Annotated in this window: 13 protein-coding genes; 1 reads left to right on the top strand and 12 read right to left on the bottom strand. The window is 31.8% G+C overall.

From position 1 onward, the window contains the following. Positions 1–425: 425 nt before the first annotated feature. Positions 426–1,424, top strand: a complete 999-nt coding sequence (gene asnA / locus K337_RS0101870; RefSeq protein ID WP_028855073.1) for an aspartate--ammonia ligase — start codon at positions 426–428, stop codon at positions 1,422–1,424. 87 nt (positions 1,425–1,511) lie between these two features. Here the strand turns inward: asnA and K337_RS0101865 are convergent, their stop codons facing one another. From K337_RS0101865 to K337_RS0101810, 12 genes are all read right to left on the bottom strand, one after another. Beyond that, on the bottom strand, positions 1,512–3,224 hold the full coding sequence (locus tag K337_RS0101865) for a secretin N-terminal domain-containing protein (protein ID WP_028855072.1): 1,713 nt from the start codon (positions 3,222–3,224) through the stop codon (positions 1,512–1,514). Between the two features lie 4 nt (positions 3,225–3,228). Continuing rightward, positions 3,229–3,744, bottom strand: coding sequence for a hypothetical protein (locus K337_RS0101860; protein WP_028855071.1), 516 nt, complete (start codon positions 3,742–3,744; stop codon positions 3,229–3,231). Then, positions 3,734–4,372 carry a hypothetical protein gene (locus K337_RS0101855; protein ID WP_028855070.1) on the bottom strand — a complete coding sequence of 213 codons (639 nt, stop codon included), beginning with the start codon at positions 4,370–4,372 and terminating at the stop codon, positions 3,734–3,736. Before K337_RS0101855 ends, K337_RS0101860 begins: the two co-directional genes overlap by 11 nt. 30 nt (positions 4,373–4,402) lie before the next feature. Continuing rightward, entirely contained in the window at positions 4,403–4,960 is a 558-nt protein-coding gene (locus K337_RS0101850) for a PilN domain-containing protein (protein WP_028855069.1), read from the bottom strand. Further along, positions 4,961–6,013, bottom strand: coding sequence for a pilus assembly protein PilM (gene pilM / locus K337_RS0101845; protein ID WP_028855068.1), 1,053 nt, complete (start codon positions 6,011–6,013; stop codon positions 4,961–4,963). It abuts the gene before it with no gap. Between the two features lie 17 nt (positions 6,014–6,030). Then, positions 6,031–6,900 (bottom strand): hypothetical protein, encoded by an 870-nt coding sequence (locus tag K337_RS0101840; protein WP_028855067.1) that lies wholly within the window; start codon positions 6,898–6,900, stop codon positions 6,031–6,033. A gap of 39 nt (positions 6,901–6,939) precedes the next feature. Then, positions 6,940–7,482, bottom strand: coding sequence for a PulJ/GspJ family protein (locus K337_RS0101835; protein WP_028855066.1), 543 nt, complete (start codon positions 7,480–7,482; stop codon positions 6,940–6,942). 4 nt (positions 7,483–7,486) lie between these two features. Beyond that, positions 7,487–8,119, bottom strand: a complete 633-nt coding sequence (locus K337_RS0101830; RefSeq protein WP_156877294.1) for a hypothetical protein — start codon at positions 8,117–8,119, stop codon at positions 7,487–7,489. Positions 8,120–8,134: 15 nt separating this feature from the next. Then, on the bottom strand, positions 8,135–8,860 hold the full coding sequence (locus tag K337_RS0101825; RefSeq protein WP_028855064.1) for a prepilin peptidase: 726 nt from the start codon (positions 8,858–8,860) through the stop codon (positions 8,135–8,137). 226 nt (positions 8,861–9,086) lie between these two features. Then, positions 9,087–10,394: a phosphopyruvate hydratase gene (eno, locus tag K337_RS0101820; RefSeq protein WP_028855063.1), complete on the bottom strand. Its 1,308-nt coding sequence runs from the start codon at positions 10,392–10,394 to the stop codon at positions 9,087–9,089. A gap of 209 nt (positions 10,395–10,603) precedes the next feature. Beyond that, positions 10,604–12,328: a peptidylprolyl isomerase gene (locus K337_RS0101815; protein ID WP_028855062.1), complete on the bottom strand. Its 1,725-nt coding sequence runs from the start codon at positions 12,326–12,328 to the stop codon at positions 10,604–10,606. 26 nt (positions 12,329–12,354) lie between these two features. After that, positions 12,355–13,743: a sigma-54 dependent transcriptional regulator gene (locus K337_RS0101810; protein ID WP_028855061.1), complete on the bottom strand. Its 1,389-nt coding sequence runs from the start codon at positions 13,741–13,743 to the stop codon at positions 12,355–12,357. Between the last annotated feature and the right edge of the window lie 163 nt (positions 13,744–13,906).

The raw sequence follows: 13,906 nt of genomic DNA, 5'->3' as shown, positions 1-13,906 counted from the left end.
AAGACTTTAACTTATAAAGTATACCACAATATGTTATTAAAAACAATTATCCCTTATACTAGAGGTTGTTTTAGAAACTAAATTTTAATAAAGTACCATTTTTTCAGCACCACAATATTTATTATTGACATAATATAAAAAATAGTTTATACTTCTTACAAATAGATTATAAGGAGCAAGATTATGTTTAAATTAACTGTAATTTCTAAAAATAATAATAATAATATGAGGGGATTTGTATATTAGATAGCATTTAGTTATCTTTAGGCAAATCCATTTTGTGATAAAACAAGATGCAAATGCCTAGAACCCCTCAATGAAACTATAAGGGAAACCATCAAGGCAATTATGCTTTGATGGTTTTTTTAATTTATTTAACCTTTATATTCTAATAATCTCAAACAAATAAACTCAGGAGGACAACTATGAAAAAAACAACAGACAAGTACGAAAGTAAATTATCACTATTAGAAACAGAGGTAGCAATCAAAAAACTTAAAGATTTTTTTGAAAGCTCATTAGCTTATGAACTTAACCTAACTAGAGTTTCAGCACCCCTATTTGTTAAAGCTACATCTGGATTAAACGATGATCTAAACGGAATTGAAAAAGCAGTTGCTTTCTCAACTGAACATGAAGAAAGGTTAGAGATAGTTCATTCACTTGCAAAATGGAAAAGAATGGCTTTATACAGATACGGATTTGAACCTCATACAGGTTTATATGCCGATATGAATGCCATCAGAAAACATGAAGATCTTTCTGAAATCCATTCTCTATATGTAGATCAATGGGATTGGGAAAAGATAATTTTAGAAGAGGAAAGAGGTATCCCAAAACTTAAAGATATCGTTGATAGAATCTATAAAGCATTTAAAAAAACAGAAAGCTATATAAAGAGAGAATATCCAGTTCTTACTCTTGGCTTACCTGAAAAAATACACTATATCACAGCTGTTGAATTAGAAGAAAAATATCCTGAACTTACTCCTAAAGAAAGGGAGCATGCCATAACTAAAGAATATGGTGCTGTATTTATCATTGGAATTGGAGATATCCTTCCTTCTGGAGATCGTCACGATGGCCGTGCTCCGGACTACGATGATTGGTCATTGAATGGAGATATATTATTCTGGAACTCTATTTTGGATAGATCTTTAGAGCTATCTTCTATGGGTATCAGAGTAGATAAAAAAGCTCTTCTTGAGCAATTAGAAAAGACAGATACTATGTGGAAGAAAGAGATGGATTTCCACAAATCTCTTCTTGAAGAAAAACTACCTTTTACAGTCGGTGGGGGAATTGGACAATCTAGAATCTGTATGTTTTTCTTAGAAAAAGCCCATATTGGAGAAGTTCAATCATCTTCATGGCCTGCTCATATCATTGAGGAGTGCAGAGAAAAAGGAATAGAGCTACTATAAAAGATCATAAAAAAAGATACCACTCCTAAAATTAGGAGTAGTATCTTTTTTTACCTCATATTCTTTTTTGAAAAATTTAATCTCAATCTAAAGATCTATCCCCTCTTCTTCTGACTTTTTAAATTTAGGATAGATTCTTTTCAATTTTCCTGTCGTTGCTGGATTTTCTTTGAATATGTTTAAATCTATTTCCTTATTTTGGTTATCTTTATCAACTATCTCAGCAGTTATTTGAATATATACCTGTCTGACATTATTTGTAGTTGCAGTATTTCTAAATAAAGTTCCTAGCATAGGAATATCCCCTAAGATAGGTACCTTATTTATAGTTTCTTTTACCGTTGTTTTCTTTAATCCACCTATAAAGATTACATCTCCATCCTGTACTTGTACCTTTGTTGAGATATTACTCTGTATCTTTGAACCACCTTTATCATTATAAGTACCTGATTTAGTTAATTTAAAATCACTGACCTCAGAACTAATTTCAAGAATTATTGTATCGGGTTCGTCTAACCCTTCTCTTATTGTAGGAGTTACAGTAAAGATTGTTCCTGCTTCCTCAAATATAGGTTCCTTTACCCTATTATTATCATCATCAGATTCCTCTTTTTCTCCTACTATTACCTCTTCTGTGACTTTAAATTCAGCTAATTCACCATTTACAATAACTACAGAAGGTACAGAAGAGATCGATAAATCCTCAGTGTTTTGCAAAAGACTTATTGAAAGGTTCAATAGATTCTTTCCGTCATTAAATATATCTACAAAACTTATAGCACTAGACCCACTGACAACTCCAAGTGCGTTAGCTGGAAGTAACCCTATACTCCCTCCTTCCGTACCTTGAGCTTTATTTATATCGCTATCTTTACTAGAAAATAACCAGTTAAATCCAAGGTCTTCAAATAAATTATCGGTTGTATCCAATACCTGGGCAGTTATCCTTACTTGTTTTACAGGACGGTCCATATCGTCTATCAACTTTTTAGCTGTATCGATATTATCTTTATCACCCTTTAATACCAACATATGCAATTTTGGAAATGCAGTTACTCCCAGAGTTTCTCCTAAGATAGAATCAACCACCCCCTTTATATCCTCAGCAAAGCCATGTTTAAGCTGGATCCTTTCTGTAATAACTTCTACTCCATCGAGTGTTTTAGTACTTCCTAACTCTTTTTCTCTAATACCTTCTTCTTTTTTAGCTACAACTAACCCTTCTTTATTTTTCTTATCTAACATTATATCTATATTGGTGATCTTGTTTTGCTTAATATCTACTACCTCACTAGATGTAGCATACCCATTTTTTTCCAATTTTAATATATAAACACCAGGTCTTATATTATCATAGATAAATACTCCTCCGGCCTCTGTTCTTATAGGTTTATATCCGCTGTCTACCAAGGTTACTCTCACTCCAGTCAAACCTTGATTACTGCCCCCTTCTATTTTTCCCATCAATGTGGTGGCACCCTTACCTGTCTTAGTCAGCATAATAATTTTTCCTATATATACCTCTTCTAACCCATTAGTTACCTTTATTATATCCAATACTTCCCTTAGTGGCTGACCCTTATTTATATATAAATCTATTACCACATCTTTAACCTCTGAATCTGCTACCATGGTTACTTTCGTTACCTTCGACATCAATGCTAAAGCATCGGATAATTTAGTCCCGTTAAAGTCCATATCCTCCTCAAATTTTGATTGTGGTAATTTTTTTATAGTAGCCCCAAAAGTTGTGGCTCCTATGGTAAAAATTGTAAGCAGTATAAAAATATATTTTTTCATATCATCACCTTTCCCTTAAATATAGGGGAACGGCTCTTCCATTCTTCCCCTGTTTTATTTCTATCCTATCCTTAAATACTCTTATATAGTATGTTATATCTTCTATTTCAATCATTTCAAGCCCGCTTATCATAGCTCTATTTTTAGAGCCCTCTTCTAAATAATAGACCACTGCTGAATTTACCCCGTTTTGCGTTATCAACATGGTTGGTTTAAATCTTGCTTCAACATATGCCTTGAATTCCTCATAACTTCCAGAAAATTCATCTGTATCTTCCATAAACATACTCTCTTCATCATCGTAAAAAATTTTAACCCCTTCATTATAAACTTCATCGGAAACATATTTAGATAATGGATTTACTTCCTCTGGTACCTCTATTACAGGAGGTGTCGTTACTTTAACTACTTCTATCACCTCTTTTTTTACCGGTATATCTAGAACTTTTTTCTCCTCCTTCTTCCCACAGGAGATAAAGATGAATCCTGCAAACATTATAAATAATATATTAGTTTTCATCATTACCTCCTTTATTTCCATTGGTAATATCATAGTATCCAAGCTTAAACTTTACTTCTATCAGGCCAGTGTTGTCATCTCCCTTATTAAATGGTTTGCTCACTACCTCTAACCTGCTTTTTTTCAAAGTGAGGAGAGTTTTAGAGTTCTCCAGATAATAAAAAAACAATGCTATATCTCTACCTTTTCCAGTTATTTTATATGGTATTAAATTCCTTTTATATTCTTTATTTCCTTCGATTTCAACAATTTCTGTCTTTCCAATCTCTAATAATTCTATATTTAAATGATCTAATATATCCTGTATCATCTGCTTTAATCTAGCCTCGTCTTTAAAGCTATACTGCCTAAATTCTTCTAACAGCTCTTCTAACCTATATTTTTGATTAGCCCTCTCTATCTTTATCCTTTCATACTTCTTTTCAAATAATTTTAAATTTTGTTCAGTCGATATTTTCTCCTGCTTAGTTCTCAATAACTCCTCTTTTTTATCAAAGACTCTTCCTATAGGTGATATCACCAAGGAAAAAATAAGAAAAATTATACCTATGATTGTTCCTATGATCAAGAGTAATTTAGTTTGTTTTTTATCAATATTAATATTTATCTCTTTCCCAAATAAATCCATACCACTCAACCCCTAATTATATAAAAGTATCTATTCTAATACCAATACATATTCAAATTCATTTATTTTTTCCCCGTATTTATTTGATTTTTTCAAATAATTTAAAGTTACACTCCTGTACAGTTTACTATCTAACATCCTTTCTTCAAAGAAGTAAGCGTTGTCCTCTGAACTTTTAGATTTATTATCTTTAAAAGAAAAACCTTTTATTCTTACCTCTTTCCCCTCATAAACCAAACTTTGAATCCATACATTTTTAGGAACATTCCCTTCCAATGAACGAAAGATCTCCGACACCCTTAAGTTTTTTTGAGAAAAAATATCCTCTATAATTTCTATTTTCACTCCTACATTAGTTTCTTTTTTAGAGTCTAAGGTCAATTGTTTTATCCTTTTATTATTTTGTGCTATCTCTGCAGCTTCAATATTTATTTTCTTTTGAACAGAATGCTCTACCCTTCCAATACCAAAGGATACTACATAAAGAAGTAAAAATACTCCTATAAAAACACCTAAACATTTTCTGAAATGCTCCTCTATCTCTAATCTATTTTTATACTCTTTAGTTAAAAAATTCATTTGATTCATCTATCCCACCTCTTTTATTAAGGCTCCCATAAGGGTAGTTATTTTAAAAGTCGATAATAGTTCCCTGTCCTCTAAATTTTTATAGTTTAAATTCAATAAATTTAAATCTAGCTCCTGACAAGGGAGATCAAAGGCATCATCAAAATAAGTTTTAAATCCCTTTATAAGGGCTCCCCCTCCAGTTAAGAAAATTTTACTTATCCTTCCTTCAGTCAAATTAGAATTGAAATATTCCAGAGAATTATGTATCTGAGTAGTTAATTCATTCACCACCGATGTCAAATCCTTAAACATCGACACCTCACCCTGAGTTTTATATTTTCTATTCTCATCATCACCTAATTCCAACTGCTGTTTCTCTAGCTCTGCACCTTCATAATCTAACATCTCATGATCTTTTATTATTTCAGTAAAATCATTTCCGCCTATCCCTACGATCCTCAGCATATTTAAGGTTCCCAGTGTACTCATAAATATTTTGCTGGTTTCTCCTCCTATATCAACGATCATTATGTTTTCGTTTGTCTCTTCCTCTGATTTTTGATCCAAGATATCCACCAAGTTATTAAGAGCAATAAAATCTGGAATTATTTTTAAGACTCTTATTTTAAAATGACTTAAAATCCCCAGAATTTTTTCAACTTCTTCTATGGGAATTGTAATTACCAATAATTTTTTATAGATATCTGTTTCATAAACAGTCTCTACCTGGGTAATAAACTCATCCTTTGTATAGCCTGAGATTATATCCTCAAGATCCTCTTCTATTTTAGTCTCTAGATCAGCCTCTGCACCGTCTTCTTTATTATTATTATATTCCAATGTTTTCACATAAAATTTAGAAGCAGGAATAGTTACTATTAAATTTTTTCCCTTTAGATTTATTTTTTTAGCTAGTATTTCTAATGATTCTTGTAGAGCTACTATTTTTTCTTCAGCCATATCTAAATAATCAACATAACTAATCTTATCTATCCTCTTATTCTTGTAGAGTGCCGCCTTTATTCCACTGTTTCCTATATCTAAAGCTCCATCAACCTTAAACTCAAACATAGATCCTCCCCCCTTTTTTATTTTAACTTCTCTACCGTCATATTTTTTAATTCATCCTTATCTATTATTATACTGCTGCCACTAGGAGTGACTTCCACCCCTTCTATATAGGTTATTCTATAGTTTTCTTCCCCTATTCCAGAGACAGAGACAGCCACTATTTTCTCATAAGTCAGATCTATAGAAGTTGATGTAGTAGAATCTAATGTACTTGACTCTAACGGTGCCACTACCGAACTTCCGTCTTTATCCGTCCCACTTATATCTATCAGCCTATACCCTCCTACACTTATTGCACTTCCTGTTGTTTCTGTCCATAATCTCACTATTTTTTCCCCAGTATTATTCAGCCAAGCACGGCTTAGAAGTATTCCAGCTGGAGAAACACTTATTTTATCCTCTGCTATCCAGGGCTGAACTGATTGTTCTGGTGTTATAGTTGCTCCTGATGTTACTTCCATAGCGGACCCTGTTGACACATCCCAACGTGCTCCAAAATATTCATTGTAATTATTTAAGACAACACCTGTATAATGCTCTCCCGTTATAGGTATTACTATTATTTCACTTCCAGAGGTAACTTCTTGAGTATATTGTTTTGTCCCAGAAGGTAATCCAGTGTAATTATCTACTTTATATGCTCCGTAGGAAGTTGTTGTTACTATGCCATATGGATGTCCCTTACTCACATATTCATCAGCCAAATAGAGCTCATAGTGAGCTATAGCTGATCCACTATCTAAACCACTGCTAATCCTCATTCCTTTTATCTTATATATTGACCGCTTATTTCTATTTCTTGCTATATAATACATGGTCAGGGTAATTGTCATAAAAAATGAGAGCATCAATATAGACAGGATTAAAGCTGAACCTTTCTTTTTCATATCCCCCGCTCCTTTTTTTTAATTTTTTAAAGAAAAACGTTATTGTAAATTTATCCTTGTAATTCCAACATCTCTAACTTCATTCCTTATTTTGCCATCCAATCTATCAGGCAGGTCTATCTTAAAATAAAAAAGCAATACCTTATCTTGGTATTTAAATTCCCCCATTTCTATATTACTTAACACAACACTACTTCCTATTGTTTTTGTAAAAGAATCTGTTGAATTTAATTTCAAAGTACTTCCATCTACAGCGTATTGAATGAATTTAGGATTCCCACTTAGATCTGTAGTTTTTATAATTACTTTTTTCCCTTTAGAACCGTCAGTTATCAAAATATCATCGCTATCAAAAACTCCCACTGGTTCCCCACCTAAATTACTGTCGCTTCTTGCATTCCTTACATCTCTTTTTATAAACTCCACTACCTCATTCAAACGACTGTCTACCTTGGACTGATTATAAAGTCTATCTTGAGCACCTATAAAGGCATCTATCATAGGAGAAAATATTAACATAACTATCCCCATTATGGCTGTTACTACTATTATCTCTACTAAACTAAATCCACTTTTTTTCATATTATCACTTCCAATTTTCTATAGGAGTTATTATAAATGTCGTTTCCATCTCTTTTTCCCTGCCAGTATCCGTTGATTGACCATCTTTTCCAAATCCAAAAATAAATTTTCCATAGACAATGTCATCTTTATACATGTCTTTTGGACTGGCTGGAGTTTCACCTGTAAGAGGATCTGTATAAGTATCATTATTTCCATCACTCTTTTTTAATTTTACTATGTCTTTATCCTTATCCATAACCACATAAAAATTAACCTGATTCAGATTTACCCCTTTAGAGTTTAACAAAACTAAATCTTGAGAGATAGAAAAATCTCCGATGCTTCCTCCTTTATTCCCAAAACCATCTACAGTAAAAGCTCCTCCACTTACAGAACTCAAAGAATATTTTCTCCCTGGTAATACATCTAAATTATTGTATCCTCTGGATTTTATATAGTCTATCATAGTCTGGCTGATTCTCGCTGCCTCCTCTGTTTCAGAGGCTTTATGATGAAATAATATAGCTTGTGTTGCTACAGTTACTACTGGTACTATCCCTAAAAGCAATACTCCCAAAGCTACTAAAGCTTCTATCAAACTATATCCTATTTTTTTTTTATTCCTTTTATTTTCTATTTTTTCTCGGATCATCATTTCACCTCCTATGGGCTAACTCAAATATCCTATCACTAAACCTGCTATTGCTATATAAGGTCCAAAAGGCATTATGTCCTTTCTTGTTTTTTTCTTCAAAAGAATCAATCCCACACCAATTACTGCTCCTGAGATAAATGCAATATTTAAAAATATAAAAACTTGATACAGACTGAAATATCCTATCATTGCTCCTATACCCATGGCTAACTTTACATCTCCAAACCCCATTATTTCATAGCCAAAACTCTCTCCAAAGCCGTATAAAACTATGTAGAACAGTGCAAAACTTCCTGCCCCTAAAATACTTCTTTCAAATCCAATAGTGAAGAAAGAAGTCATGATTCCTATTATAAAAATAGATAGACTAATTCTATCCGGGATATAATAATGGGTAAAGTCCACCCAGATACCTATAACCAGAAGGCATATAAACATTAAATATTTTATTCCTAATATCCCTAACCCAAACCTCAAAAAAAAGATGTAGAATAAAATACCTGTTATAAATTCTACAATAGGATATTGAATAGATATCTTTTCTTTGCATTCACTGCATTTTCCTCTCAAAATAAAGATATAGGAGAATACTGGGATGTTCTCATACCACCTAATTTTATGACCGCACGCCGGACAATGAGAAGGGGGAAATGCTACGCTTTCCCCCTTCGGTATCCTGTAAATGCAAACATTTAAAAAGCTTCCTATAATTAATCCTACTAACAAAACTAACCACTGCATCTCTTACCTCACTTTTGCTCTTAATTCATATTTAATCCATTAATCACTTTCATAGTATCTTAATATATACATAATACGTGTATATTTTATTTTTTCCTATAACTAAACTAAATTAAAAAAAATTAATTTAAATTTGTAATCATAATAATACTCCTATTATACGATTTTTTCCCCTCTTCTGCAAATTGCCCAAGAAAAAAAGGTGCCCTAAGGCACCTTTAAAAAATTATTTATTTAAGTTGTAGAATACTCCCATACCTTGGTATACAGCAGATTCTCCTAATTGCTCTTCAATTCTTAATAATTGATTGTATTTAGCCATTCTATCTGATCTTGATGCAGAACCAGTTTTGATTTGACCTGCGTTAGTTGCTACTGCAACGTCAGCGATTGTATCATCAGCAGTTTCTCCAGATCTATGAGATACTACAGCAGTCCATCCTGCTTTCTTAGCCATCTCGATAGCTTCTAAAGTTTCAGTTAATGTACCGATTTGATTTAATTTGATTAAGATAGAGTTTGCAGATTTTAACTCTATTCCTTTTTCTAAATATTCAGTGTTAGTTACTAATAAATCGTCTCCAACTATTTGAACTTTATCTCCCATCTTTTCTCTCATAGATGCGAAACCTTTCCAGTCATTTTCGTCTAATCCATCTTCGATAGATGTTATAGGATACTTTTCTACTAATTCTGCATACCATGCTACCATTTCAGTAGTTGTTCTCTTAACTCCGCCTTCTCTTTTGAAGTTGTATAACTTTTCTCCATCTTCTCCACCTTCACAGAATTCAGATGCAGCAGCATCTAATGCTAAAGTGATGTCTTTTCCAGGCTCATATCCAGCAGCTTTGATAGCTTCTATGATGATGTCTAAAGCTCCTTCAGTTCCTTCTATTTTAGATGGTGCATATCCACCTTCGTTTCCTACGTTTGTAGAATCTCCGTTAGCTTTTAAGATTTTCCCTAAGTGATGGAATACTTCTGTTCCCATTCTTAATCCTTCTCTAAATGATGTAGCTCCTACTGGTTGTACCATGAATTCTTGTACATCTACAGCTGAGTCAGCATGTGATCCACCATTTAAGATGTTCATCATTGGTAATGGTAAGTCTTTTGCGTTTGCTCCACCTAAGTATTTATATAAAGGTTGTCCTAAAGCATTTGCTGCAGCTTTTGCAGTTGCTAAAGATACACCTAATATTGCGTTTGCTCCTAATCTTGCTTTTGTTTTAGTTCCGTCTAAAGCAATCATCTTTTTATCTACAGCTACTTGATCAGTTGCGTCCATTCCTAAAACAGCCTCTCTGATTTCAGTGTTTACATTTTCTACAGCTTTTAAACATCCTTTTCCAAGGTATCTAGCTTTATCTCCATCTCTTAATTCAACCGCTTCTCTTTCTCCTGTTGATGCTCCTGAAGGCACTGCTGCTCTTCCCATTGATCCACATTCTAAGATTACGTCAACCTCTACTGTTGGGTTTCCTCTTGAGTCTAATATTTCTCTTCCTAAAATTTCTACTATTCTAGTCATGTTCTCCTCCTGAATTTTTTATTATTTAATATGTATTAATAATAGTACATTTTTTTAGCTATGTAAAGATTAATTTTGTATCATTTTCAAACAAAATTAGAGCAAAAAATGCCTGGATGTTATTTTACTAACTTTTATAGTTTACACTTAAAATTTTCTTTTTTCAAATAAAAAAAAGATATAGAAAGTATCTATATCTTTTTCATTAACTATAATTTTTTCATCTCTTCCATTAATTTTTGATTTTTGTAATCATAGACTACTCTATCTTTTACTTTGTCAAAATTAGCTTCTTCAAATTTTATTTCCTTTGTCTTTTGAAATACATAGATCCCTTTTTCAGTCTTTATTATATTGACTTCATCTAAATTTGATTCAAATATTTTTTTAGCTAATAGGTCATCATATCCTAAAAGTTTGATGTATCCATCTTTCTTTATATCTAAATACTCTGAAACTTTATGCTTTGAATATGACTTTTTAGTAGCGTCTTCAAAATTTAATGTGTTAGTTTTTAACTCTTCAGCTACTGTTTCAGCAGTTCCCATCACTTTTTTAAAAGTTTCTTCCCCTGAAGTTACCTTTATTAGGATATGAGATGCTTTAACCTGCCCTTTTTCCTCATTTTTGTTTTCTACAAAGATAATGTGATATCCAAACTTTGATTTAACAACTTCTGGATACACTTTTCCAACTTCACATTTAAAAGCTGCTGTTTCAAATTCAGGAATCATTTGACCCTTTCCAAACCATCCTAAATCTCCACCATTTGGTGCACTTGGTCCCTCTGAGTATTTTTTAGCCATCTCAGAAAAATTAGCTGCATCTACTTCTTTCAAAATTTTATTGGCTCTTTCTTTAGCTTCTTCCATGTCTAAATCTGTTGGATTTACAACAAAATTAATTATATTTGCATCGGCACTAGCCTCTACATTATAGACCTCTTTATTTTTATTAAAAAACTTTTTGATAGTTGCATCATCGGCTACAATGTTTCCTTTGATGTTGTCTACAAGCTGTAATTTAAGATCCATTATTTGATTCATAGTTGGTAGAGTTTCATCTTTTTTAGCCCCTCTATCCATTGCTATTTTCGCTAACTTAATCTCATTTTTTATATCAGCTATAGATTTAACTTTTGCTTCATTATAGTCTTTAACTCCATAAAAAGATTGGTACAATGCACCTTTTATGATATCTATATTAGTTATCTTAAATCCATTTTCTTCAAACTCTACAGTAGGTGTGACATTACCATAATTTTCCCTGATATCATCTATTTCAGCTGTTTTTTTAGCTGCTTCTATAAGCCTAATTAACTCTTTATTTCCATTTGTTTCCTTTAATTTTTTTTCAATAAGAGGTTTTGCTTCCTCATAAGTTTTTCCTAAATATTCACTATATCTGTCTTTTTCATATTGAGCTGCTTTCTCGTCTTCTAGAATTTTAGTCTTTTCAACTATTTTATCTCTAGTTTTTTCTACTAAGATTGAATCTTTAATAGATTGTTCAAAGCTTTTCTTAGTATAGCCTTGTGCACTTAACATCCTTTTAAATTGCTCTTTATCTGGAATTTGCGTCTCTATAGCACCAACCTTTACCTTTACTTCTGAACCACTTACTTTAACTTTAAGGTCATCCCCGATTTCTTTCAAAATTTCATTAGTTAAGATGTTATCTACTGCCAATATCTTAGCTTCTTCCCTGTCCAGAGGAGTTGTAAAATATTGACTATATTGATTACTGATATTATTGATTCCTCTTTCTAATTCAGTAATTGCTACTTTAGTTCCATTTACTTTAAAAGCATATCTTTTGTTTTTTAATCCCATGCTGATATTACTAACTATTACAGTTAACATTGAGATGAAAAATCCTATTGTAATCATCCAAATTACAGGTCTCATCTTTTTTCTCAAACTTCTAATTGCCATTATATTCCCCCATTTCTATTTTAGTACTATCCTTTTTGATCTAATTTGTATCTTCTGATCTTTTCATATAATGTAGTTCTACCTATTCCTAATAACTTAGCTGTTTCTTGTTTATTCCATCTAGTCTTTTGTAAAGCTGTAGCTATTACTACTTTCTCAACATCTGCTAAATTATAAAGCTCTTTTTCTAATATTTCTTTTAATGGACCTAATCCAATTATTGTTTTATTTTCAAGTGTATCTGATTTCATCTTGATCTCTAATGGAAGATCTTCTACTCCGATTACTCTATCAGTTGATAATATAATCATTCTTTCAATTATATTCTTTAACTCTCTGATATTTCCAGGATATGAGTATTCCATAAGATATTTCATTGTATCACTTGAAATTATAGGCATCTCTCTATGAATATCTACAACTATCTTATTTAAGAAATAGTTAGCTAATAAAGGGATATCGTCTTTCCTCTCTCTTAATGGTGCCATCTCGATAGGGAAAGCTGTCAATCTATGGTATAGATCACTTCTAAATTTCCCACTCTCAACTTCTGTTTTAAGGTTCTTATTTGTAGAAACAATAAATCTAATATCTACTTTCTTAGTTTTATTTCCTCCTACTCTTCTGAACTCACCATACTCTATTACTCTAAGTAATTTTGCTTGAGCCTTGATATCTAAACCTGTAATTTCATCTAAGAATACCGTTCCTCCGTCAGCTTCCTCTAAGATTCCTACTTTACCTGAACCAGATCCTGGGAAAACATCTCTTTCATATCCAAATAACTCTGACTCTATTATATCAGAAGACATCGAAGCACAACTAATTACCATGAAATTTTTCTTTCTTCTGTCAGATTTTTTATAGATTTCTGCCGCTATAAGTTCTTTCCCTACACCATTTTCTCCACTTACAAGAACAGTAAGATCACTTTCTGCTATCTTATCTATTAAGTTTTTAATTTCTTTTATCTTAGTACTTTGTCCTACAATCTCTTGTATTTCTTCTGTATCAGATAATTTTTTTTCTAATTTTCTTTTTTCCTTTAATATAGACAAGCTTTGTAAAGCCGGGAAAATTAACTTATTAAATTCCTTTATACATAAAGGTTTTAATAGGTAGTTGTAGATATCAGCACCTCTTAAGTCTTTTAATACTTCTTCAGTCTCTTCCTCTATTAGTCCTACTACTACAAAATCTTTTCCTATACCATTTAATTTTCTTCTTACCTCAGTAAAGGTAAACCATGTCATATTTTGATCTAATAAAATAATATCAAAATCACTTTCCCTCAACATATCTAACCCATCTAAAAAATTATTAAAAGTAATTACTTCATATTCACCTAACAATTCTTTTCTTACCTGTTTTAAAATTTCCTTTCTCTCAGAAATCGCTAAAATCGATTTTTTCACAACATCCCTCCTACATATTCTTGATTTTTTTCATCACTGTATTATAACCAACCAAGTGTCAAATTTCAAGATTTTTTTGTTTTATTTTGTTTTTTTTGAAACATATTTCCATTTTCATTACACAAAGGTTAAAATAATTAAGAATTTTAATTTAAATATTGCT

The organism is Psychrilyobacter atlanticus DSM 19335, from assembly GCF_000426625.1.
Taxonomy (GTDB): domain Bacteria; phylum Fusobacteriota; class Fusobacteriia; order Fusobacteriales; family Fusobacteriaceae; genus Psychrilyobacter; species Psychrilyobacter atlanticus.
Note: the sequence above shows the minus strand (reverse complement) of the source record. Positions and strands in the feature narration are given on the sequence as shown.